Source organism: Microbacterium phycohabitans (assembly GCF_032464935.1).
GTDB classification, from domain to species: Bacteria; Actinomycetota; Actinomycetes; order Actinomycetales; family Microbacteriaceae; genus Microbacterium; species Microbacterium phycohabitans.
Genome location: NZ_JAWDIT010000005.1, coordinates 144,645 through 165,109, shown reverse-complemented (window position 1 = coordinate 165,109; position 20,465 = coordinate 144,645). Strand labels below are relative to the sequence as shown.

Below are 20,465 nucleotides of genomic sequence, written 5' to 3'. Positions count from 1 at the left end.
GCAGGTGTCGAGCCGGAGACGTACGCTGGCGGGATGAGCGCCTACACCTCCGCGTTCGAGCTGTTCTCCATCGGGATCGGACCCTCGAGCTCCCACACCGTCGGCCCCATGAGGGCCGCGTTCTCCTTCGCCGCACGACTGCGGGGCACCGGTGCCCTGGAGCGGGTGGCATCCGTCTCCTGCGCCCTCTACGGCTCGCTCGGCGCGACCGGCATCGGTCATGGCACCCCCGACGCGGTCGTCGCGGGTCTGCAGGGCCTCGAGCCCGAGACGGTCGATCCGGATGCCGTCCGCCGCGCGTGGTCGGACTGGCCCGAGGGGCGCGCGCTGGCGCTCGCCGGCACGCACGAGGTCCCCTTCGCCAAGACCGACATCGCGCTCGAGCCGCGCACGCGGCTCCCCGGCCATCCCAACGCCATGACGCTCGTCGCGCGCGACCGCGACGGCGGCGTCGTCGCCGAGGAGACGTTCTACTCGATCGGCGGCGGCTTCATCCGCCGGGAGGGGGAGGCCGCGCCGGTGGCGGCCGCGCCGATGCCGCTCGCCTTCGACGACGCCGCGACCCTCATCGCGCTGTGCGACGAGCGCGGCATCACGATCGCCGAGGCGGCTCGACTGAACGAAGAGGCGCTGCGCTCCGACGAGGAGATCGCCGCGGGCCTCGACCGCATCTGGGACGCCATGGCCGCCTGCGTCACCGCGGGCCTGCACAACGACGGCGTGCTGCCCGGCATCCTCAAGGTCAAGCGCCGGGCGGCCGTCATCCGCGGTCAGCTGGATGCCATCGAGGCGGAGGGGCACCGCGAGCTCCCGGGGGAGTGGCTCGGGGCGTTCGCGCTCGCCGTGAACGAGGAGAACGCCGCCGGCGGTCGCGTGGTGACCGCGCCCACCAACGGGGCGGCGGGGATCCTTCCGGCGGTGGCGATGTACTGGTGGCGCTTCCTCGCGGATTCGGGCCTGGGGGTCGGCAACGCCGTCACTCCGCACGGCGAGCTCGTGGGCAGCGCGCTGCTCGGCTACGACGGGCACGCGGTGACCCGCTCCGAGGTGTCGCACTGGGACGACGAAGAGGTCGCCGACGCCAATCGGCGGCGCGGCATCCGTCGGTTCCTGTTGACGGCCGCGGCGCTGGGCTCGCTGTTCAAGGCGAACGCCTCGATCTCGGGGGCGGAGGGTGGATGCCAGGCCGAGGTCGGCTCCGCGTGCGCCATGGCGGCGGGCGGGCTCACCGCGGTCATGGGCGGCACGAACCGTCAGATCGAGAACGCCGCCGAGATCGCCATGGAGCACCACCTCGGTCTCACGTGCGACCCGGTCGGCGGTCTCGTGCAGATCCCGTGCATCGAGCGCAACGCGATCGCCGCGTCGACCGCCGTCACCGCCGCGCGACTGGCCCTGCGCGGCGACGGCAGTCACTACGTCTCGCTGGATGCCGTGGTCGAGACCATGCGGCAGACCGGCATCGACATGTCGACGAAGTACAAGGAGACGAGCGAGGGCGGTCTGGCCGTCAACGTCATCGAGTGCTGAGCGTTCTCGGCGTCACCTGCCCGAGGGCAGGCGGCTGAGCTCGTCGAAGCCTCCGGGTCCGGCGGTGACGGCTCGACCGCAGAGCAGTCGCACCGCGTCCGGCCGATGCGTGGTCAGGCGGGTCCGCGCAGCTTCGCGGTGAGCGCGCGCAGGTGCGCGAGCTCGTCGTCGGTGAGACGCGCCATGCGGTCGGCGATCGAGCGTCCGTGCGCGGCGGCGAGGCGACGGAACGTCACGGCGCCCTCTTCGGTGGCGGTGACCAGTGACCCTCGGCCGTCTTCGGGATCGGCGCACTTGGTCAGCAGCCCTCGCGCGACCATCCGCTCGACCAGACGCGAGACGCTCGGCTGGCTGATCAGCATGTTGCCGGTCACGTCGCGCAGCCGCGCGGTCATGCGGGGGGCACGCGTGACGGTGAGGAGCACGTCGTACTCCGCCTGGGTGAGCGTTTCGCCCTCGAAGTCCGACCGGATGTCTTCGAACACCTCGTGCTGCGCGCGGAAAAGGCTCTCCCAGGCCTGCACGGCGAGGCGGCGATCGGTCATGCCTTCAGCGTAGAGGGAGCGGGATGCCGCGGAGGCAGCGTCGACGCGACGGCAGTGGACAGAGTAAGGGCCGGTCGGAGAGGCTTCCGACCGGCCCTTGTCCCTGCACCAAGAGTGTCCTGCAATCACATGTCGGTAGCTGCCACAGCAAAACAACTACCGTGCATGCACTCTATAACGGTGAGGTAACGGAGGGGAAGGGCTCACCGTTATATTTTCGTGATCGATTTCGTGGAGCGGTCCTGCGGGTTCCGGCCGGCCCTCTCCAGGGCGCGTCAGCGCCCGCGTACGTGGTTCCACTGCGTGATGACCTCGGAGCCGTGCTCGAAGCCCAGCTCGCTCACCGCCGAGGTGCCGAGCACGAAATAGCGGCCGCCCGCGGCTGTGAGGCCCAGCCACGTGCCGGCCAGGGCGCGCAGGAAGTGCCCGTGCGAGAACAGCAGGACCTGCTCGCCGGCCCGCACCCGCGGGCGCAGCTCCGAGACGAGTGACTCCGCTCGTGCGGTGACCTGGGCGACGGTCTCGCCCGGGGTCGCGCCGGCGGGCGTGCCGTCCCAGATCGTCCACGGATGACCGAGCTGCTCGACGATCTCGGGGGTGGTCAGACCCTCGTAGGCGCCGTAGTCCCACTCGACCAGACGATCGTCCGTCTGCACGCCCGGGTACCCGGCCCGTGTTGCCGTCTCGGTAGCGCGCTGCAGGGGGCTCGAGAGGATCAGGTCGTACCGCCGCGTTGCGAGCAGGGTGCCCGCCAACTCGGCCTTGTAGGCGCCGGTCTCGGTCAGCGGAATGTCGGTGAGGCCGGTGTGCCGCCCGGTTCGACTCCACGCGGTCTCGCCGTGCCGCACCAGCACGATGCGTCCGTCGGGTTCGGTCAGTTCGTCGTCCTTCACGCGTCCATCCTCCCGCCGTGGCGATCGTTCGGGCGGCGGGTTCCGGCGCGGCGGCATGAAGAAGGGCCGGTCGGAATCTTCCCGACCGGCCCTTTCCTGCACCAGAGTGTCCTGCAATCACATGTCGGTAGCTGCCACAGCAAAACAACTACCGTGCGAGCACTCTATAACGGTGAGATAACGGAGCGGAAGGGGATGCCGCGGGACATTCCCGATTCATAGGAACCGTCAGCGCCCCGCGGCGTCGAGTGCCGCCGTCAGGTCGGCGACGAGGTCGTCGGCATCCTCGAGGCCGACCGACAGGCGCAGGTGCCCGAAGCGCCGGAACTCGTCGGGATAGGCGGCGGTGCGGGGGCCGTCGGCGGCCGTGTGCACGATGAGGCTGTCGTCGTGGCCGAGCGAGAAGCCCGACGTGATGAGACGCAGGTTCGCCACGAAGCGGTTCTGCAGCTCGGGCCCGCCGTCGAGGGCGAACGCCATCATCCCGCCCGCGGCGTCGCCGAACTGGCGACGAGCGGTCTCGCGCTGCGGGTGCGAGTCGAGACCGGGGTAGGCGACGAAGGCCACGCGCGGATCGGCCTCGAGCATCTCGGCGACGCGCTGCGCCGAGGCGAAGTGCTGCCGCAGCCGCAGGGGGAGGGTGACCGAGCCCCGCTGGATCATCCACGCGTTGAACGGCGAGATCACGCCCCCGACGTCGACCATCGCGTCGGCCTTGATGGGCGCGATGAGCTCCGACCGGCCGATCACGGCCCCGCCCATCGCGTCGCCGTGGCCGTTGATGTACTTCGTCAGCGAGTGCACGACGAGATCCGCGCCGTCGGCGAGGGGACGGTAGAAGGGCGGGGGAGTGAAGGTCGAGTCGACCATGAGGATCGCGCCGGCCGCGTGCGCGATCTCCGCCAGCAGCGCGATGTCGGCGACCTTCGTGGTGGGGTTGGCGATCGCCTCGACGCACACCAGCCGCGTCTCGGGCCGGATCGCCGAGCGCACGGCATCCGGGTCGGTCACGTCGACGAAGGTCGCTTCGATCCCGTAGCGCCCCGGGAGCAGCTCGGTCCACAGGCGCCAGGTGGCCTCGTAGACGACGTCGCTCACGACGACGTGGTCGCCCGCGCGCACGTGCGTGAAGAACACCGCGTGCAGGGCCGCGACCCCGGATGCCAGGGCGACGGCGTCCTCGCCGTGGTCGAGGGCGGCGAGCTTGCGCTCGAGCGCCAGCTGATTGACGCCGGTGTTGCGCGTATACAGGTTCGGTGCGGTGGCCGACCAGCTGATCTCGCTCGGGTCGTCGGGGAGGGCGAACGAGTTCGACATCACCAGGGGGGTGCGCAGGGCGCGCGTGCTGTCGAGTTCGATGCCGCCGTGCACGGCGAGACTCGATTCGCCGAGGGTCGGCGCCTCGGTGCGGTCGGGGCGCGCTCCCGATCCCGTCGGGGTTTCCGCTGCTGCCGTCATCCGCGCGCCCTCTCTCTCGTCGGCGCGGCTCGCGCGCCGCGTCCAGCGTAGTGAGGGCGCTTCCCGCCCCGTCGTCGACTACTGTGACTGCGTCGCCCGGACGCCTCGACGGCTCCGGGCTCGATCATGAAGGCGAGCACCCCCCCATGAGTCGTCCCCTCGATTCCTCCCTCGACACAACCGATCCGGCGAGCGCACCGCGACGCCTGCGCCGGGCCATGGACGCTCGGCATCTGGTCATGATCGCCCTCGGCGGGGTGATCGGCTCGGGCCTGTTCCTGAGCTCGGGGTACACGATCCATCAGGCGGGTCCGCTCGGTGCGGTGCTCGCGTACCTGCTGGGCGCCTTCGTGGTGTGGCTGGTCATGGTCTGCCTGGGCGAGCTCGCGGTGACCTACCCGGTGTCGGGATCCCTCCACATCTACGCCGCACGCACGATGGGGCCCGCGACGGGCTTCACCACGGCGTGGCTGTACTGGCTGTGCTGGGTGGTGGCGCTCGGGTCGGAGTTCACGGCATCCGGGATCCTCATGCAACGGTGGTTCCCGAACGTCGAGGTCTGGGTGTGGTGCATCGTGTTCGCCGGCGTGCTGTTCACCCTGAACGCGATCTCGGCGCGCGTGTTCGGCGAGACCGAGTTCTGGTTCGCCCTCATCAAGGTCGTCGCGATCGTGGCGCTCATCGTGCTCGGCACCATGGCGATCTTCGGCTTCACGCCGCTGTCGTCCGAGCCGCACGCGGCGGTGGGCTTGAGCAACTTCGTCACGCCCGACGGGCTGCTGCCCGCGGGTCTCGGCGGTGTGCTGATCACCTCGCTCGCGGTGTTCTACGCCTTCAGCGGCGCCGAGCTGGTGGGCGTCGCGGCGGGGGAGACGAAGGACCCGGGTCGCAACATCCCGCGGGCCCTGCGCTCGACCGTGCTGCGCCTGCTCGTGCTGTTCGTCGGGTCGATCGTGGTCATCGCCGCCCTCCTGCCCTACGAGCAGGCGGGTCTGTCGTCGAGCCCGTTCGTCGACGTCTTCGAGTACGTCGGCGTGCCCTACGCGGCCGACATCATGAACTTCGTCGTCATCACGGCGCTGCTCTCGGTCGGCAACAGCGGGCTCTACTCGTGCGCCCGGATGCTGTTCTCGCTCGCCGAGGAGGGCTACGCCCCGCGCGCCTTCACGCGGCTCACGCGGCGCGGCATCCCGATGGTGGCGCTGCTGGTGAGCCTCGCCATCGGTCTGGTCTCGCTCATCTCGAGCGTGATCGCGGCCGAGACCGTCTACCTCGTGCTCGTGTCGATCGCCGGGTTCGCGGCGGTGGCGGTGTGGATGTCGATCGTCGCCGCGCAGTTCTTCCACCGCCGGCAATTCGTCCGCGGCGGCGGCGACGTGTCGACCCTCGCGTTCCGCACGCCGCTGTACCCGCTCGTGCCGATCCTCGCCTTCGTGCTGCTGACCGCCTCGATCGTGGCGATCGCGTTCGACGAGAATCAGATCGCGGCGCTGTACTTCGGCATCCCGTTCGTCGGACTCTGCTACCTGTACTTCTGGCTGCGCTACGGGCGCAAAGGCATCACGCCCGTCCGCCGCGACGAAGAGGCGCCGATCGCCTGAGGCGCTGTACACGGCGTCCACTGCCTTCGCTGCGGCTCGCCGGGGCGGCGGATGCTGCCCGGTTCACCCGCGCAGTAGCGTCGCTTCACCACGAGCACGCGGAGGACGCATGGACACGGTGGACACCCTCGTCGTCGGGGCGGGTATCTCGGGCCTGGCCGCCGCCCGGCTGCTCTCCCGACACGGGCAGCGGGTGGTCGTACTCGAGGCCCGCGACCGCGTCGGCGGACGTGTCTTCACCGACCGCACCGAGGGGCACATCACCGATCGCGGCGCGTCGTGGATCCACGGCATCGACGACAGCCCCGTCGCCGAGGCGGCCCGGGCGTTCGGGATGCCGATGGTGGAGTTCACCGTCGGCGGATACCAGCCCGACTCGCGACCGCTGACGTACTTCGACGCTGCCGGGCACCGCCTCTCGGCGGAGGACGTCCGGCAGTACGCCGACGACATCCGCACGCTCAACGCCGCGCTGGTGGGCATCATCGCCGAGGCCGACGACGACGCGACCTACGCCGAGGTGGTGGAACGCGCGCTCGCCGCGCAGGACTGGGATGCCGAGCGTGCCGAGCGCGTGCGGGAGTACAACGACCGCCGGGCCCAGGAGCAGTACGGGATCGGCATGGACGGCCTCGGCGCCCACGGTCTCGACGACGACACCGTCAACGGCGACGAGGTGGTCTTCCCGCGGGGATACGACGAACTCGCGACGCACTTCGCCGAGGGGCTCGACGTGCGGCTGGAGCACGTGGTCTCGCGCGTGCGGTGGGCGCCCGAGGGGGCCGAGGTCGAGACCGATCGCGGCACGTTCCACGCCCGGCACGTGGTGGTCACGGTGCCGGTGGGAGTCCTCCACGCGGGGGATCTCGTTCTCGAGCCGGCCCTGCCCGAGGCGCACGCTCGCGCTCTCGGCCTGCTGCGCATGAACGCGTTCGAGAAGGTCGTGCTGCGTTTCGCCGAGCGGTTCTGGGAGGACGGGGTCTACGGCATCCGGCAGCTCGGAGACGAGGGGGAGTGGTGGCACTCCTGGTACGACCTGGGGCGTCTGCACGACGAACCCGCGCTGCTGACCTTCGCGGCGGGGCCCGCCGCCGTGGCCACGCGCGCGTGGAGCGACGACGAGATCGTCGCCTCCACTCTCGCGCAGCTGCGAAGGCTGTACGGCGACGCGGTCCCCACCCCCGAGAGCGCTCTCGTCACCCGCTGGCAGGACGATCCGTTCTCGCGCGGGTCCTACGCGTACATGCTCCCCGGATCGATCGGCGCCGACCACGACGACCTCGCCGAGCCCCTCGGCGACGGGACGCTGCATCTCGCGGGGGAGGCGACGTGGGGCGATGATCCGGCGACGGTGCCGGGCGCGATGCTGTCGGGTCACCGCGCGGCGCAGAACGTCCTGCGGCGCGAGCTGCCGGTCAGCGACCTCTGGGTGTAGTCCCGCGCCGCGGGAGGTTCCTTGTAAGGCGGGAGGTCTTCTGAGCGGCGGGAGGTCCCTGGACGCGGCAGGTCCCTGAGCGGCGGGAGGTCCCTGAGCCTGTCGAAGGGACCGGAGGCTTCGACAAGCTCAGCCTCCTGCGTGGGGCCGGGGGCTTCGACAAGCTCAGCCTCCTGCGCGGGGACCGGAGGCTTCGACAGGCTCAGCCTCTTGCGCGGGACCGGGGCTCAGCCTCAGCGCGGGGCCGGGCCCGTCGCCACGGGGAGCTCGGGGTGGTTCGACCACTGACTCCACGAACCCGCGTACAGCCGCGGCTCGAACCCCGCGAGCGTGAGGGCGACCGCCTGATGCGCCGCGGTGACCCCCGACCCGCAGTACACCCCGACGCTCATCCCGTCTTCGGCGCCGAGCATGCGGAAACGCGATCGCAGCTCCTCGGGGGAGCGGAACCGTCCGTCGTCGCCGACGTTCTCGGTGGTGGGGGCGCTCACCGCTCCCGGCACGTGTCCCGCGCGCGGATCGATCGGTTCCGTCTCCCCGCGGTACCGCTCCGCGGCGCGCGCGTCGAGCAACAGGCCCTCGGCGGCGAAGCCGGCGACGTCGTCGAGCTCGAGCGCGGGGAGGGCGCCGTAGACGAGCTCGACCGTCCCGGGTGCCGGGGCCGCGGCATCCCCCTCTTCCTGCTCGTACCCGGCGTCGGTCCAGGCCCGGAGGGCGCCGTCGAGCAGGCGCACGTCGGCGAGACCGGCGTAGCGCAACAGCCACCACGCCCGGGCGCTGGCCATGTTGTTCGCGTCGTCGTAGACCACGACGGTGTCGCCGGGATCGATCCCCCACCGCCGCGCCGTCGCCTGCAGGTCGTGGACCGACGGGAGGGGATGCCGGCCCTCGGTCGGGGCGCCGTGGGCGGCGAGGTCGTGGTCGAGCGCGACGTACTGCGCACCGGGAACATGACCCGCGCGGTAGTCGGGGCGGCCGTCGGGGCGGTCGAGCCGCCACCGCACGTCGAGCACGCGCACCGGTCCCCCGTCGGGGTACGCCCCCGCGGCGAGGGCGGCGTTCAGGTCGGCTGCGGTGGTGAGGATCGATTCCATACGCTCATTCTGACCCCGGGGATCCGGCCCGTGCGCCGCCCGTTCGACCGTCGGCCACCCGCGCGCGAGCCCGATCGTGTCGGGAAGAGATCGGTACCACCGCGGTCGCTTTCGGCAGACCCATCGCGGGGGTGTCGACGTAGATGGTCTCGGCTCGATTGACGACGTAGGTCTCGTGCCAGATGCCGACGACGCCCGGGTTCTTCCGCGCTCGCCGGTTGAAGCGGGTCCACGCCGGTCGGTGCTCCTGCGAGGGCGCGGAGGCGTAGGCGTAGAGCTTGTCGAGCGACGACCAGTACTGCACGAGATAAGGCCCGCGCGCTCCGAGCAGCATGGTGAAGCCCAACAGGCCCGAATCGGGGTCGACGCTGAGCTCGCGCAGCATCTTGGGCATGTCTCCCATCAGCGGCATCCACTGGTCGAGGCGCCACCAGCGGTTCACGGTCATGCCGATGTGAAAGACGACGAGTTCGTCGTCCCAGCGATGGGTCACGCGACCCGGATTGATGGATGCCATGGCTCGTCCTCACTCGATAGTGTCACTATCTAGTGTTGGATAGTCTCGCTATCGAGTCAAGGGGGAATGTGCGCATCTCAGAGCTGGCGACGCGGAGCGGCGTCCCCGTCGCCACCATCAAGTACTACCTGCGCGAGAAGGTGCTGCCCGAGGGGGAGCGCTCGTCGGCGACGCAGGCCGCCTACGGCGAGGCGCACGTGCAGCGACTCGGCGTCATCCGCGCCCTCGTCGATGCGGGGGTGGGCATCTCGGGCGTGCGCAAGGTCGTCGCAGTGCTCGAGGAACCCCCGGAGAATCCCTACGACCTGCTCGGCGCCGCCAATGCCGCGATCACCCCGCAGGTGTCGGCCGATCTCGACCTCGCGGCGGCCAACGTTCTGCTCGAGCGGATGGGAGGCTCGGTCGGCAGCTGCTTCCCCGACCAGATCGCCGCGGTCGCCCACGCTCTCGCGACCCTCGACCGCGCCGGCTTCACGGTGCCGGAGCCGGTCATGGACGCTTATATCGAGCACCTCGGCGCGCTCGCCGAGGCCGAACTCGCCGCGACCCCCGAGACCTCCATCGAGGATGCCGTCCGCTACGTCGTTCTGGGCACGGCCCTCGTCGAGCCCCTCATCCTGGCGCTGCGTCGCGTCGCCGAACAGGTCGCGGCCTCGAAGCGCTTCGGCTCCGGCACCGCCTGAACCCGGCGCCGCCGAGACCCGGCAGCGCCGGGGCTCGGGCGAGCTCGACGGCGGGCGCTCCTGGTCCGGCGCCGCCTATGCGTTCGGATTCGACGCGGCACCGTCGAGCCAGAGCTCGTCGCTCGCGTCGCCGTGCGGTCCGCCGCGGCCGACATGCGCGTCGCTGATCTTCGGACCCTTCGTGATCACGTGCACCAGCGCCATCCCGTGCCCGCGACCGAGCTCGTAGTCGTCCTTCAGCCACTGCAGGATGGGACCGGCCTTCGTGCCGGGCCCGAAGCCGCGCTCGTCGGCGAGCGCGAGGAACTGGCGCGGGGTGAGCCCCGTCTTGGTCTCGATGTTGTCGAGGTACGCCTGGAACGACATGACGCGAGGCTAGCGGCACGGCGCCGGCCGGGTCCAGGACGGAGCCGTCGTCGTCCGCGTCGTGCGCGACGCCCGGGTACGGTCGAAGGATGGCCGTCACCCTGCACCGGGCGCCCGTCGCCGACATCGCGCCGCTCACGCTCTACCGCATCCTGTGGATGAGAGTGAGCGTGTTCGTCGTCGAGCAGGAGGCCGCCTACCCCGAGATCGACGGCCGCGACATCGAGCCGGGCGCCGAGCTCATGTGGGCGAGCGAGGGCGACGACGTGCTCGCCACCCTGCGCCTGCTGCGCGAGCCGGCGAACACCCGCATCGGGCGGGTCGCCACCGCCCCGCACGCCCGCGGCCGCGGCATCGCCGCCGACCTCATGCGCGCGGCGGTCTCCCACCTGGATGCCGAGGCTCCCGGCATCCCGGTCCTGCTCGACGCGCAGGCGCATCTGGCCCCGTGGTACGGCCGCTTCGGGTTCGTCGTCTCGGGCGCGCCCTTCGCGGAGGACGGCATCCCGCACGTGCCCATGAGTCGCTCGTCGAGCTCCGACGACGCGTGATGCGACGCGCGCTGCCCGCCGCGGCCCTGGCACTCGTGTGCGCGCTGGTGCTCGCGGGGTGCGACCTGAAGTTCTCGCTCGGGTTCGGTTCCGGCTCCGACGGGTCGTTCTCGGGTTCGGAGCTGACCGTGCCCGTGCTCTACGCGAGCGGTGAGAAGGGCGGGGTGACCAGTCAGCGCATCACGGCCGACTCCGCCGACGGGGGCGAGTTGAGCATCGACATCACCGAGAACGACGTCAGCGGCGTCGATCCGGTCACCCAATCGGCGACGTGGACCGCCGTGACCGCCGCGACGCTGCTGACCGGAGCCCGCCCCGACACGGCCTACACCTTCGGCTTCGACGCGCGCATCGCCACCCCGGCGGCGGGCGCGGTCACCGCGGTCGGCGTGCTCGCGCTGTACTACGGCACCGAGGTGCAGTCCGGGGTCGCGCTCACGGGCGCGGTGACCCCGCTCGGTGCCGTCAGTCCGGTGGCGGGGCTCCCCGAACAGATCTCCGCGGCGATCGAGGCCGGCGGCATCGACACCATCCTGATCCCCGCGGGGCAGCGGACGGCCGTGGATGCCGACGGCACCGCGGTCGATCTCGACCAGCTCGCCGCGACCGGGGGCATGACCGTCACCGAGGTCGCCGACATCGCGAGCGCCTATAGCGTCATGACCGGGGAGGACCTCCCCGAGGGCGCCTTCCCGACGCCCCCGCCCTCGCCGTCGCCCCTGTCCACGGCGGAGGATGCGTCGACGGCTCCGGTCGCGGTGGCCGCCGCGGTCGACGACGCGCTGGATCGCGCACGGTCGTCGCTCGACTCCGCGCCCGAGAGCACCCTCGCCGATCGCGCGCGAGCGGCGATCGCGCGCAGCGAGCAGCTGCGGGAGACGAACGACACCGGCGGCGCGTGGGCCGCGGCGTCGACCGCCGCCGACACCGCGGCTGCGGCTGCGGCTCCCGCACTCTCGCCGGCGGAGGCGGTGGCGCTCGCCGCCGACGCCGCGACCACCGCCGACGCGCTGCTGGACGAGCTGTCGGACGCGCCCTCGACGCTCGACGACGCCGACTCCGTGCTCACGGCGATCGGCTGGGCGGCCGACGCCCGCGCGCTCGCCGATCAGGCGCAGACGTTCCTCGCGGCCGACGCCGACCCCTCCCTCGCCCCCGCGGGGCTGACCTCGGCCGCGCTGGCATCCTCGTCGATGCAGACCGCGCGGGCCCTCGCGGATCTCCGTGGCGAGGTCGACGGCGCCGGTGGTCTCGCGTCCGAGGCCGACCTCGACGGGCTCGCGTCGCTGCTGCGACGGGCCGCGGTCGCCGCGACCGATGCCTACGACGCGCGGCGCGGCGACAGCCCCGTCGCCTCCGACGACCTGAACGGGCTCCGGACGATCGCCTTCGAGGCGGCGCGCGACGAGTTCGGCACGCGCGCCGACGAGCGCGGAGCATGGCTCGCGCTGGGAGTCGCGAACACCGCGTTCGCTCGCAGTTCCGCGGCGTTGTCGGCGTTGTCCGCGGTGCGGGTGCCAGACGGTGTCGATCCCTCGGACGCCATCGCCCAGCGCATCGGCATCGCCGACGAATACACGGTCCGCGCGGTCGACGCCCTCACGGCGACCGGGGCGACCCTCCCGCTACTGCGGGGCGCCCTCACCGATGCGGCGGCCGCCGCGGCATCCGCTCCCGTGCCGGGCGCCTCGGGGGTGTTCACGACGCCGTTCCTACGCGCGCGGGTCCTGGCCTTCGCCGGTGGGGTACAGCGCGACTGACTCCGCTGCGTTCGACCAGCGCTCTTCGCCGCGGCGACGTCAGAGCTGGATGCCGTTGTCGGGGTCGTTCACGCCGACGTTGCGGCCGCGGCTCGATTCGTAGGCGATGAGCCAGCCGACCGAGACGGCCGCGGCGATCACGACGCCGAGCCACACGTTCTGCCAGACGAGGCCGAAGAGGATGCCGAGCCCCAGCAGCAGCACGCTGCCGAGGACCCAGTACGTGCGTCCGCGCGGCCAGCCGGTGCCTGATTGCGTCATGCGCCCAGACTAGGCGGGGTGCATGAGCGGCGCGCGTTCGACCCCGCCGGGTGGTTGCGTGCGTCGTGCGGGTGGCACGCGGGCGGGGTCGGTCACCGGTCGCGATGGTCTTCCGGGTGCAGGCGCGGACCGCGGCGGGGCTCCAGACCGGCACCGGCGTAGATGAGGCGGATGACGCGCTGTCGGTGCCCCGCGAACGGTTCCAGCAGTTCGAGCATGCCGTCGTCGTCGGTGCGATGACCGGTGAGGGCGTACCCCACCTGGTGAGCGAGGTGGTAGTCGCCCACGCTCACGGCATCCGGGTCTCCGAAGGCGCGGATGCGCGTCTCGGCACTGGTCCAGATGCCCACGCCGCGCAGACCGATGAACACGCGGTCGCGCGCCTCGCCGTCGATCGCCGCGCTCGCCGCACGGACGACGGTGGCCCCGCGCCGTGCGGTCTCGACGATGGTGCGCGACTGGGGCGGCTCGAGACCGGCGCGGTGCCAGGCCCACGAGGGGACGTGCCGCCAGCCCTCGATGTCGGGGGGAGCGAACATCGGGCGCGGCGTCGGGCCCGGCGCCCGCTCTCCGTACCAGGTGACGATGCTGCGCCACGCGGAGAACGCCTGCATGCTCGTGACCTTCTGCTCCATGATGGCGCTCACCAGCGCGTCGAACACGAGGTCGGTGCGTCCGATACGGAGGTCGGGATGCCGGTGGTGCCACTGCGCGACCGACGGATGCCGAGACGCGTCGAAGCCGTCGGCATCGTCGAGCGCGCCGCACAGGGCGGGGAGCTGATCGAGCGCCCACGAGGCGCCCGGACCCCATGCTGCCGCGCGCACATCGCCGCCGGCACGCTGCCGGATGGCGAGCGTCGCGACGCCGATCGGCGTACGGCTGACCCGCCAGACGACGCCGCCGCTCGCCAGGGGCGCGGTCGCGAGGTAGGTCGGGTCGTTGACGCCGTGGCGCTGCGCGGAGACCGCGCGCGAGATGTCGACCGCACGAGCGGGGCGGTATTCGGTCTCAAGCGGGCGCTCGGGCGGTGCGAGAAGGTCTCGCGTCGCGCGCCGCGTGCGCTCCCCGGTCGATCTCATGCCGACACCCTACGTGGCATCACCGACATCGTGGCATCCACGGTTCCGATCCGCCGCGCGGAGGCCGCGATGATCAGAAGCGGTCAGGCGAGGGCGTGCCGTGTCCGTAGCGGATCGAGACGTCGGCGTGACGGTCGAAGCGGTAGCCGACGCCGCGCACGGTGCGCACGATGTCCTCGTAGGCGCCGAGCTTCGCGCGCAGGCGCCGCACGTGCACGTCGATGGTGCGCTCGCCCGGGGCGTCTTCGTCGGTCGCGCCCTCCCACAGGGAGGCGACCAGCTCGGTGCGCTCGATCGTGCGCCCCTCGCGCAGGACGAGGTACTGCAGCAGCTCGAACTCCTTGAACGTGAACGCCGCGGACTCGCCGTCGATGAGCACGCGCTTGCGGGAGATGTCGACGACCACGCCGCCGGGCGCGCGGTCCTCCTCGGCGGGTTCGTCCTTGGTACGGGCCACGGCCGACGGCTCGTGAAGCGCGAGGCGGACCACGTCGACGTCGCGGCCGCCCGAGCCCACCGGAGCCAGTGCGACGGTCGCGTACGTCTCGGCGGCGGGAGCCAGTTCACCGAGGGTGCGGCGCAGCGCCTCGACCAACGTGCCGAGGCTGACCCCGGCGGCGGCGGCCTTGGCCTCGTCGATTCCGACGTAGAGAGCGAATCCCCGCGGAGCGGTGGCGGTCGCCGCGCGGGGGGCGTCGGCGGCGGGGTCGGCGGGGGCGCTCACCGCAGAAGGACGCGGGGTCGCGGCGCGAGGAGTGGCGGGCACCGTCACGCGCGGAGTCAGCGGGCGGGCGGCGGAGGCGGTCTGGGGGCGGTCGAGAACAGCGGAGATCGACATGAGAAGAAAGTCCTTGGGTGGGTGAACCCGGAAGCGTCGTCAGAGAGCGGGGTTCGACGGGAGGTGGGGGCCGAAGGGCCGGAGCGCGGAACCGTGGATCGCGTGATCGACGCGAGTCTCAGGTGACCGGGGGACGAGGTCGGCGTTCAGAAGCTCGAGGTCGTCCGGGCGAGGGGTCGCTGTTAGCGGCACATTCGACAACACATGACAGCGCGGCCGGGCATCATCATGCCGGCAGTCCTGTTCGCCTCCCGGGCGGACAGAGAACGCACAGTCACAGTCATGGGGGCGATTATTACCTACCGCGTCGTGAATGGTCAAATCCGGACCGGGCGGGCGAGCGTCGCGCATTCTGCTCAACTGTGAGGGGCCATCCCTGGTGCGAGCTGGGCATTCTGCGTGAGAACGCCTGCCCGTTCGGGAGCGGCGTACTCTCTCGGCATGGCCGACCTGAGTTTCGCCGACGACAAGACGGCATCCCGCTTCACCCTCCACCACGGGGGTGACCTCGTCTCCGTGCTCGATTACCGCGACGACGGGCGCACCATCGCCCTCACGCGCGCATTCACCGTCCCGACCTTCCGGGGGCACGGATACGCCGCCGTCATCACCGAGCGGGCCGTCGATGCGATCGAGGCCGAGGGCGACCGCGAGATCATCCCCGTCTGCTGGTACGTGGGGGAGTGGTTCGAGGCGCACCCCGAGCGGGCGGGACTGCTGCAGGCGCGCCGCTCGTCCTGACCCCCGACCGGCGCCGACGCGTCGGGCCGGGTGTCGGGCTCGTGGTCGATCGGGTCTGAGGCGAACAGCGTCCTCCCGCGCCTACGCGCGCGTGCGGCGAGCGTCAACCCCTGCCCGGCGGCCCCCCGGCCCCGCGAAGCTGGACATCTCGAAAGGGGGAGTCATGAACGACGACCGCGATCTACCCGAAGGCGTCATCGACGCCGACCCGCCCGGAGGCTGGGAGAGCGGCGCCGTCGCCGACGCCGAGACCGCCGCGCGCAACGAGAGCGCCAAGGGATCGCCGCGCCTGAACGACGCCGCGCCCTCGGATCCCATCGAGGGCGACGCCGCCAGCCACGGCATCGACCCCGACCTGAGCACGGAGGAGTGACATGACGAACGAGACCCGGGCCCCCCAGCCCAGCGACAGCGCCGACGGCGGCGCCGGAGCAGCCGACTCGGTGGGCGGCGCCGTGCACCGCGACCGCAAGGTCGCGCGGCCCGACGAGCAGTCGGAGCCGGCCATGGACACCCACCCCACCGATGACGAAGCCCGCATCCAGGGCGTGGTCGTGCAGACGCGCGCCGACGTCGGGGACAAGAGCGAGGAACGCATCGCCGATGTGCTGCGTCAGCGCTTCGCAGAGGTCGGGCTCGACCTGGGCGACGACCGCATCCGGGCACTCGCGGCGGAGGTCGCCGCGTCCTGACCGTCTTCACGAGCGCCCCGCACCCTCCTCGGATGCGGGGCGCTCGTGCGCGCGGAGGGGCCCGCTGTCTCGGGACCACCACGGTCGCACCCCGGCCGGGCGTCGCTGCGAGCCGATGTCGGAGGTGCGACGTACCGTGGCTGCATGCGGATCCTGCACACCTCCGACTGGCACATCGGGCGCACCTTCCACGGGCACTCGACGCTCGACGCGCTGAGCACGGTGCTCGCCACGCTCGTGGAGCAGGTGCGCGAAAACGCCGTCGACGTGGTCATCGTCGCAGGAGACGTGTTCGATTCGGCCGCTCCCTCGGCCGCCTGCTACCCCGTCCTCACGCAGACGCTGGCCTCGCTGGCCGAGACCGGTGCGCGGGTCGTCGTCACCAGCGGCAACCACGACTCGGCGGCTCGGCTCGGCTTCCAGTCGGCGCTGCTGCGCGATGAGATCACGGTGATCACCGACCCCGCGACGGTGGGCACCCCGGTCACCCTCGTCGACGAGCACGGTCCGGTGCACGTGTACGGCATCCCGTATCTCGAACCCGCGATCGTCCGCCACCTGTGGGCGGGCGTCGAGCTGCGCAGCCAAGCGCAGACGATGGCGCACGCGTTCGAGATCGTCCGGGCCGACCTGTCCGCGCGCGGCGGTCGCGCGGTCGTCGCCGCCCACTGCTTCGCTGCGGGGGTCGACTCCACGCCCGGCGTCGAGCGCGAGATCCGTCAGGGCGGTCTCGACGTCGTCCCGCTGTCGACCTTCGACGGACCCGACTACGTCGCCCTGGGGCACATCCACGGTCGTCAGCAGCTGTCCGACCGCGTGCGCTACGCGGGGGCGCCGTTGCACTACAGCTTCGGTGAGGCCGGCAAACCGCGGGGCTCGTGGCTCGTCGATCTCGGCGCCGACGGTCTCGCCGCGGTCTCGTGGCTCGCTCTGCCCGTCCCGCGGCCCCTCGCGACCCTGCGGGGCCCGCTCGACGACCTGCTCACCGACGAGCGTTTCGCCGGCCACGACGAGCACTGGGTGCGCGCCGAATACACCGACGCCACCCCGCAGCCCGATCCGATGCGCCGGCTGCAGGCCCGTTTCCCGTGGTGCGCCACCGTCGTGCACCTCCCCGAGAACACGATGGACGACGACGCCGTGGGCTACGCCCAGCGCGTGCGCGCGGCGCGCGACGACGGCGAAGTCATCGACGCGTTCCTCTCGCACGTCCGCGAGGGCGAGGCGGCGTCCGAGGCCGAACGAGCCCTCATCCGCGAGGTGCTCGACGCGCGTCGAGTCGCGGAGGCGCGGTCGTGAAGCTGCACCGCCTCGAGCTCGAGGGCTTCGGGCCCTTCCTCGAGACGCAGACCGTCGACTTCGACGCCTTCGCCGCCGACGGGATCTTCCTCATCACCGGGCGCACGGGTGCGGGCAAGTCGAGCGTGCTCGACGGCGTCTGCTACGCCCTTTACGGGGGAGTCCCGCGGTACGACGGAGCGGAGCGTCGGCTGCGCAGCGATCACTGCGGCCCCGACGACCCGACGCGGGTGACGCTCGAGTTCAGCGCCGCCGGGCGGCGCTGGCGCATCACGCGATCCCCCGAGTTCGAGCGGCCCAAGCGTCGAGGCGGGGGAACCACCAGAGAACCCCACCGGGCGCTGCTCGAGGTGTCGGCCTCCGAGGGGTGGACCGGCGTGGCCGCACGCCCGGTCGACGTCGCGGCGCACCTCGACGAGATCCTCGGGCTCACGCAGCAGCAGTTCCTCCAGGTCATCCTGCTCGCTCAGAACCGCTTCGCGCGGTTCCTGCTCGCGAAGAACGACGAGCGACTGAGTCTGCTGCGCACCCTCTTCGGCACCCGCACCTTCGAGCAGTACGCCACCGACCTCGACGACCGTCGCAAACGAGCCCACGACGCGCTCGCGGCCGAGGGCGTCGAGGTGGCGACGCTGCTCGACGAGGCGGAACGCCTGGCCGGGGAGCTCGACGCCGTCGGCGCCGCCGATGTCGACGCCGACGCCGACGCGGATCGATCGGCCGGCGTCGGCGCCGATCCCGGTGCGCTCTCGAGCGTCGACCGGCTCGCCCGCATCGTCCGCGCCGTCGACCGTGCCGAGTACCGCGTCGAGACCTTCGCACGCGAGCGCGAGGCCGCCGACGTGCGCCTCGACGCCGCCCTGCTCGCGGAGCGCGAAGCGACCGCCTTGCGGGGGCACCAGGATGAACGGCAGCGGGTCCGCGGACGCCTGGAGACGCTGGAGGCCGATGACGAACGGATCGAGGCGCTCCGCGCGGAGGCTGCTCTGGCGGCCGAAGCGGAGGGCATCCGTGCCGCCCTCGAGGGGGCCGTGGCGACGGCCTCGGCCGCGGCAGACACGAGCGAGCGCGTGCGCACCGCCGCCCGCGGGGCGAGGGAGCTCGGTGAAGCGGTCGGCAGCGAAAGCGACACGGAGCGTGAGACCTCCGAGGAAGCGGCCGGAGGGAGTGGTGCCGTCGACCTCGACGACGACGCCCTGAGTCGTCGCGCCGACGAGCTCGCGGCGTCGCTGTCGCGGGGAGAGACGGCGCTCGCCGCCGAAGTCGAGGCGCGTGAGGTCGATGTCCGCGTCGAGCGCCTCGCCGAACGGGCGGCGAAAGCCGAGGCCGAACGGGAGACCCTGCTCGCCGGGCGTGCCGACGTCCCCGCGATGCTGACCGACCTCGACGAGCGCCTCGCCGAGCTGGCCGCGGGCGCAGCCGGTCGAGAGGCCGCGGTCGCCACGCGCGACGAGGTGCGCCGCCGACTCGAGGCGTCCCGCGAGGCGGCTCGGCTGTCGGAGAAGCGCGATCAGGCCGACCTCGCGTCGCTCGTCCGCTCCGACGCCCTCCAGCGCGCCGTCGAGGCGTGGACCGCGCTCCTGCGGCGGAGGCTCGAAGGGGCCGCCGTCGAACTCGCCCACGATCTCGTCGACGGAGAGCCGTGCGCGGTGTGCGGCGCGCGCGAACACCCCCGCCCCGCGCGGGGCGGCGCCGCACCCGTCTCCGATGACGAGCTCGCGGCGGCCGAAGAGCGCAAGAACCTCGCCGCGGAAGAAGACCGTCTGGCATCCGACGCAGCGCGGGTCGCACGCGACGCCCACGCGCTGGCCGCGGCTCGCGCGGGCGGAGAAGACGTCGAAACGCTGGCGACCCGCCTCACGGTGGCCGAGCAGGCCGTTGCCCAGGCGACCGCCGACGCGCGGGAGCACGAGCGGGTGCGGCTCGAGCGTGCGGCGGCGGCCGACCTCGCGGAGAAGATCGCGCGACGCCTCGACGAGGTGGGCGACGAGCTCGCCGAGTCCCGTCAGGAGCTCGCGCTCGCGCGGCAGCGTGCCGATGACCTCCAGCGGGTGGTGGCCGACGCGCGCGGGTCGTTCGACACGGTCGCCGCGCGACAGCGCGACCTCCGGGCGCGACGCGACGCCATCCGCGAGCTCCGCGACGCGCGCGCCGATCATCTCCGCGCGCTCGACGCGCGGGAGGTCGCCGCCCGCGCCCTCGACACGTCGATCGCGGGCAGCTCCTTCCCCGATGCGGACGCCGTCGCCGCGGCGCTGCGGCCCGACGCCGAGCGACGTCGGATCGACGCGGTGGTCGCCGAGCACGCGGCGAACGTCGCCTCCACGAGACAGCGGCTCCTCGAACTCGAACTGCAGTTGGTCGGATCGGATGACGAGCCCCTCGACCTCGCGCCGTTCGTCGCCGAGGTCGCCTCCGCGCGGGCCGCCGTGCAGGCGGCCGCGGCTGCTCACGCGGCGGCGCGGGCGCTGGCCGAGCGACTCCGGGCGCTCGCGGAGCGCGCCGACGCTGCTCACGCCTCGGTGGCGGCGCTGGCCGAGGATCACGCGGTCATCGCACGCCTGGCCGACACCGTCGCGGGCCGCGCACCGAACACCCGCCGCATGACGTTGGAGACCTTCGTCCTGGCAGCCGAGCTCGAAGAGATCGTCGCGGCCGCCAACGTGCGCCTCGGTGACATGTCGTCGGGCCGCTATCGTCTGCAGCACACCGACGCGCTCGCCGCTCGCGGCGCCGCGAGCGGGCTGGGCCTCGAGATCATGGACGCCTTCACCGGTCAGTGCCGACCACCGCAGTCGCTGTCGGGCGGAGAGACCTTCCTGACCTCGCTCGCACTGGCGCTCGGACTGGCCGAAGTGGTCACCGCCCGGGCGGGCGGCATCCATCTCGACACGCTCTTCATCGACGAGGGCTTCGGGTCCCTCGACGACGACACCCTCGATCTCGCGATGCGCACGCTCGACGAGCTGCGCCAGGGCGGACGCACGGTGGGTGTCATCAGCCACGTGGCGTCGATGAAGGACCAACTGCCCGCACAGTTGCACGTGTCGGCGACCCCGCGCGGCCCGAGCATCATCCGCCACGATCACGGGATGGCGGCGGTCTGAGAACCATCACCG

General features: G+C 72.2%; 20 protein-coding genes. 11 read left to right on the top strand and 9 right to left on the bottom strand.

The window, feature by feature from the left end:
• Positions 1 to 33 precede the first annotated feature (33 nt).
• Positions 34 to 1,530, top strand: a complete 1,497-nt coding sequence (locus RWH44_RS14300; protein ID WP_316005095.1) for an L-serine ammonia-lyase, iron-sulfur-dependent, subunit alpha — start codon at positions 34 to 36, stop codon at positions 1,528 to 1,530.
• 113 nt (positions 1,531 to 1,643) lie between these two features.
• On the opposite strand, the gene RWH44_RS14295 is transcribed toward RWH44_RS14300, so the two are convergent.
• The 3 genes from RWH44_RS14295 to RWH44_RS14285 form a co-directional block, all read right to left on the bottom strand.
• Positions 1,644 to 2,075 (bottom strand): MarR family winged helix-turn-helix transcriptional regulator, encoded by a 432-nt coding sequence (locus tag RWH44_RS14295; protein ID WP_316005094.1) that lies wholly within the window; start codon positions 2,073 to 2,075, stop codon positions 1,644 to 1,646.
• 275 nt (positions 2,076 to 2,350) lie between these two features.
• The gene (locus tag RWH44_RS14290; RefSeq protein WP_316005093.1) at positions 2,351 to 2,968 is read right to left on the bottom strand and encodes a histidine phosphatase family protein; all 618 of its coding nucleotides are present in this window, start codon (positions 2,966 to 2,968) and stop codon (positions 2,351 to 2,353) included.
• A gap of 228 nt (positions 2,969 to 3,196) precedes the next feature.
• Positions 3,197 to 4,426 (bottom strand): trans-sulfuration enzyme family protein, encoded by a 1,230-nt coding sequence (locus tag RWH44_RS14285; protein ID WP_316005092.1) that lies wholly within the window; start codon positions 4,424 to 4,426, stop codon positions 3,197 to 3,199.
• A 146-nt stretch (positions 4,427 to 4,572) separates the two neighbouring features.
• Between RWH44_RS14285 and RWH44_RS14280 the strand changes: the two genes are divergently transcribed.
• A complete protein-coding gene (locus RWH44_RS14280; protein ID WP_316005091.1) occupies positions 4,573 to 6,027 on the top strand; it encodes an amino acid permease in 1,455 nt (484 codons plus the stop codon).
• A gap of 109 nt (positions 6,028 to 6,136) precedes the next feature.
• Complete coding sequence (locus RWH44_RS14275; RefSeq protein ID WP_316005090.1) at positions 6,137 to 7,462, top strand: flavin monoamine oxidase family protein; 1,326 nt, start codon at positions 6,137 to 6,139, stop codon at positions 7,460 to 7,462.
• Between the two features lie 233 nt (positions 7,463 to 7,695).
• Here RWH44_RS14275 and RWH44_RS14270 read toward each other — a convergent pair whose 3' ends face one another.
• On the bottom strand, positions 7,696 to 8,556 hold the full coding sequence (locus tag RWH44_RS14270; protein ID WP_316005089.1) for a sulfurtransferase: 861 nt from the start codon (positions 8,554 to 8,556) through the stop codon (positions 7,696 to 7,698).
• Positions 8,557 to 8,560: 4 nt separating this feature from the next.
• A complete protein-coding gene (locus RWH44_RS14265; protein ID WP_316005088.1) occupies positions 8,561 to 9,073 on the bottom strand; it encodes a DUF4188 domain-containing protein in 513 nt (170 codons plus the stop codon).
• A gap of 68 nt (positions 9,074 to 9,141) precedes the next feature.
• Here RWH44_RS14265 and RWH44_RS14260 point away from each other — a divergent pair, with 68 nt between their 5' ends.
• Positions 9,142 to 9,756 (top strand): MerR family transcriptional regulator, encoded by a 615-nt coding sequence (locus tag RWH44_RS14260; RefSeq protein WP_316005087.1) that lies wholly within the window; start codon positions 9,142 to 9,144, stop codon positions 9,754 to 9,756.
• 75 nt (positions 9,757 to 9,831) lie between these two features.
• On the opposite strand, the gene RWH44_RS14255 is transcribed toward RWH44_RS14260, so the two are convergent.
• Positions 9,832 to 10,122, bottom strand: coding sequence for a DUF4287 domain-containing protein (locus RWH44_RS14255; RefSeq protein WP_316005086.1), 291 nt, complete (start codon positions 10,120 to 10,122; stop codon positions 9,832 to 9,834).
• A gap of 89 nt (positions 10,123 to 10,211) precedes the next feature.
• Here RWH44_RS14255 and RWH44_RS14250 point away from each other — a divergent pair, with 89 nt between their 5' ends.
• Both RWH44_RS14250 and RWH44_RS14245 read left to right on the top strand, forming a co-directional pair.
• Positions 10,212 to 10,673 carry a GNAT family N-acetyltransferase gene (locus tag RWH44_RS14250; protein WP_298874023.1) on the top strand — a complete coding sequence of 154 codons (462 nt, stop codon included), beginning with the start codon at positions 10,212 to 10,214 and terminating at the stop codon, positions 10,671 to 10,673.
• Entirely contained in the window at positions 10,673 to 12,433 is a 1,761-nt protein-coding gene (locus RWH44_RS14245; RefSeq protein ID WP_316005085.1) for a S16 family serine protease, read from the top strand. Before RWH44_RS14250 ends, RWH44_RS14245 begins: the two co-directional genes overlap by 1 nt.
• 39 nt (positions 12,434 to 12,472) lie before the next feature.
• On the opposite strand, the gene RWH44_RS14240 is transcribed toward RWH44_RS14245, so the two are convergent.
• The 3 genes from RWH44_RS14240 to RWH44_RS14230 form a co-directional block, all read right to left on the bottom strand.
• The gene (locus RWH44_RS14240) at positions 12,473 to 12,694 is read right to left on the bottom strand and encodes a hypothetical protein (RefSeq protein WP_298874020.1); all 222 of its coding nucleotides are present in this window, start codon (positions 12,692 to 12,694) and stop codon (positions 12,473 to 12,475) included.
• A 92-nt stretch (positions 12,695 to 12,786) separates the two neighbouring features.
• Positions 12,787 to 13,776: a DNA-3-methyladenine glycosylase family protein gene (locus tag RWH44_RS14235; protein WP_316005084.1), complete on the bottom strand. Its 990-nt coding sequence runs from the start codon at positions 13,774 to 13,776 to the stop codon at positions 12,787 to 12,789.
• Between the two features lie 73 nt (positions 13,777 to 13,849).
• Positions 13,850 to 14,614 (bottom strand): winged helix-turn-helix domain-containing protein, encoded by a 765-nt coding sequence (locus RWH44_RS14230; protein ID WP_316005083.1) that lies wholly within the window; start codon positions 14,612 to 14,614, stop codon positions 13,850 to 13,852.
• A 441-nt stretch (positions 14,615 to 15,055) separates the two neighbouring features.
• Between RWH44_RS14230 and RWH44_RS14225 the strand changes: the two genes are divergently transcribed.
• The 5 genes from RWH44_RS14225 to RWH44_RS14205 all read left to right on the top strand — a co-directional run bounded on the left by RWH44_RS14225 (position 15,056) and on the right by RWH44_RS14205 (position 20,453).
• Positions 15,056 to 15,355: a GNAT family N-acetyltransferase gene (locus RWH44_RS14225; protein ID WP_298874015.1), complete on the top strand. Its 300-nt coding sequence runs from the start codon at positions 15,056 to 15,058 to the stop codon at positions 15,353 to 15,355.
• A gap of 163 nt (positions 15,356 to 15,518) precedes the next feature.
• Positions 15,519 to 15,728: a hypothetical protein gene (locus tag RWH44_RS14220; RefSeq protein WP_316005082.1), complete on the top strand. Its 210-nt coding sequence runs from the start codon at positions 15,519 to 15,521 to the stop codon at positions 15,726 to 15,728.
• 1 nt (position 15,729) lies between these two features.
• Positions 15,730 to 16,047 (top strand): hypothetical protein, encoded by a 318-nt coding sequence (locus RWH44_RS14215; protein WP_316005081.1) that lies wholly within the window; start codon positions 15,730 to 15,732, stop codon positions 16,045 to 16,047.
• Positions 16,048 to 16,191: 144 nt separating this feature from the next.
• A complete protein-coding gene (locus RWH44_RS14210) occupies positions 16,192 to 17,346 on the top strand; it encodes an exonuclease SbcCD subunit D (RefSeq protein ID WP_316005080.1) in 1,155 nt (384 codons plus the stop codon).
• Complete coding sequence (locus RWH44_RS14205) at positions 17,343 to 20,453, top strand: AAA family ATPase (protein ID WP_316005079.1); 3,111 nt, start codon at positions 17,343 to 17,345, stop codon at positions 20,451 to 20,453. Before RWH44_RS14210 ends, RWH44_RS14205 begins: the two co-directional genes overlap by 4 nt.
• The last annotated feature ends 12 nt before the right edge of the window (positions 20,454 to 20,465 follow it).

What these genes read in the sequence shown, in the direction of transcription:
- RWH44_RS14265 (WP_316005088.1), bottom strand. Translation starts at nt 9,073, where the DNA reads ATGGCATCCATCAATCCGGGTCGCGTGACCCATCGCTGGGACGACGAA.
- RWH44_RS14250 (WP_298874023.1), top strand. Translation starts at nt 10,212, where the DNA reads ATGGCCGTCACCCTGCACCGGGCGCCCGTCGCCGACATCGCGCCGCTC.
- RWH44_RS14295 (WP_316005094.1), bottom strand. Translation starts at nt 2,075, where the DNA reads ATGACCGATCGCCGCCTCGCCGTGCAGGCCTGGGAGAGCCTTTTCCGC.
- RWH44_RS14280 (WP_316005091.1), top strand. Translation starts at nt 4,573, where the DNA reads ATGAGTCGTCCCCTCGATTCCTCCCTCGACACAACCGATCCGGCGAGC.
- RWH44_RS14270 (WP_316005089.1), bottom strand. Translation starts at nt 8,556, where the DNA reads ATGGAATCGATCCTCACCACCGCAGCCGACCTGAACGCCGCCCTCGCC.
- RWH44_RS14210 (WP_316005080.1), top strand. Translation starts at nt 16,192, where the DNA reads ATGCGGATCCTGCACACCTCCGACTGGCACATCGGGCGCACCTTCCAC.
- RWH44_RS14245 (WP_316005085.1), top strand. Translation starts at nt 10,673, where the DNA reads ATGCGACGCGCGCTGCCCGCCGCGGCCCTGGCACTCGTGTGCGCGCTG.
- RWH44_RS14255 (WP_316005086.1), bottom strand. Translation starts at nt 10,122, where the DNA reads ATGTCGTTCCAGGCGTACCTCGACAACATCGAGACCAAGACGGGGCTC.
- RWH44_RS14240 (WP_298874020.1), bottom strand. Translation starts at nt 12,694, where the DNA reads ATGACGCAATCAGGCACCGGCTGGCCGCGCGGACGCACGTACTGGGTC.
- RWH44_RS14225 (WP_298874015.1), top strand. Translation starts at nt 15,056, where the DNA reads ATGGCCGACCTGAGTTTCGCCGACGACAAGACGGCATCCCGCTTCACC.
- RWH44_RS14285 (WP_316005092.1), bottom strand. Translation starts at nt 4,426, where the DNA reads ATGACGGCAGCAGCGGAAACCCCGACGGGATCGGGAGCGCGCCCCGAC.
- RWH44_RS14235 (WP_316005084.1), bottom strand. Translation starts at nt 13,776, where the DNA reads ATGAGATCGACCGGGGAGCGCACGCGGCGCGCGACGCGAGACCTTCTC.
- RWH44_RS14300 (WP_316005095.1), top strand. Translation starts at nt 34, where the DNA reads ATGAGCGCCTACACCTCCGCGTTCGAGCTGTTCTCCATCGGGATCGGA.
- RWH44_RS14220 (WP_316005082.1), top strand. Translation starts at nt 15,519, where the DNA reads ATGAACGACGACCGCGATCTACCCGAAGGCGTCATCGACGCCGACCCG.
- RWH44_RS14275 (WP_316005090.1), top strand. Translation starts at nt 6,137, where the DNA reads ATGGACACGGTGGACACCCTCGTCGTCGGGGCGGGTATCTCGGGCCTG.
- RWH44_RS14215 (WP_316005081.1), top strand. Translation starts at nt 15,730, where the DNA reads ATGACGAACGAGACCCGGGCCCCCCAGCCCAGCGACAGCGCCGACGGC.
- RWH44_RS14230 (WP_316005083.1), bottom strand. Translation starts at nt 14,614, where the DNA reads ATGTCGATCTCCGCTGTTCTCGACCGCCCCCAGACCGCCTCCGCCGCC.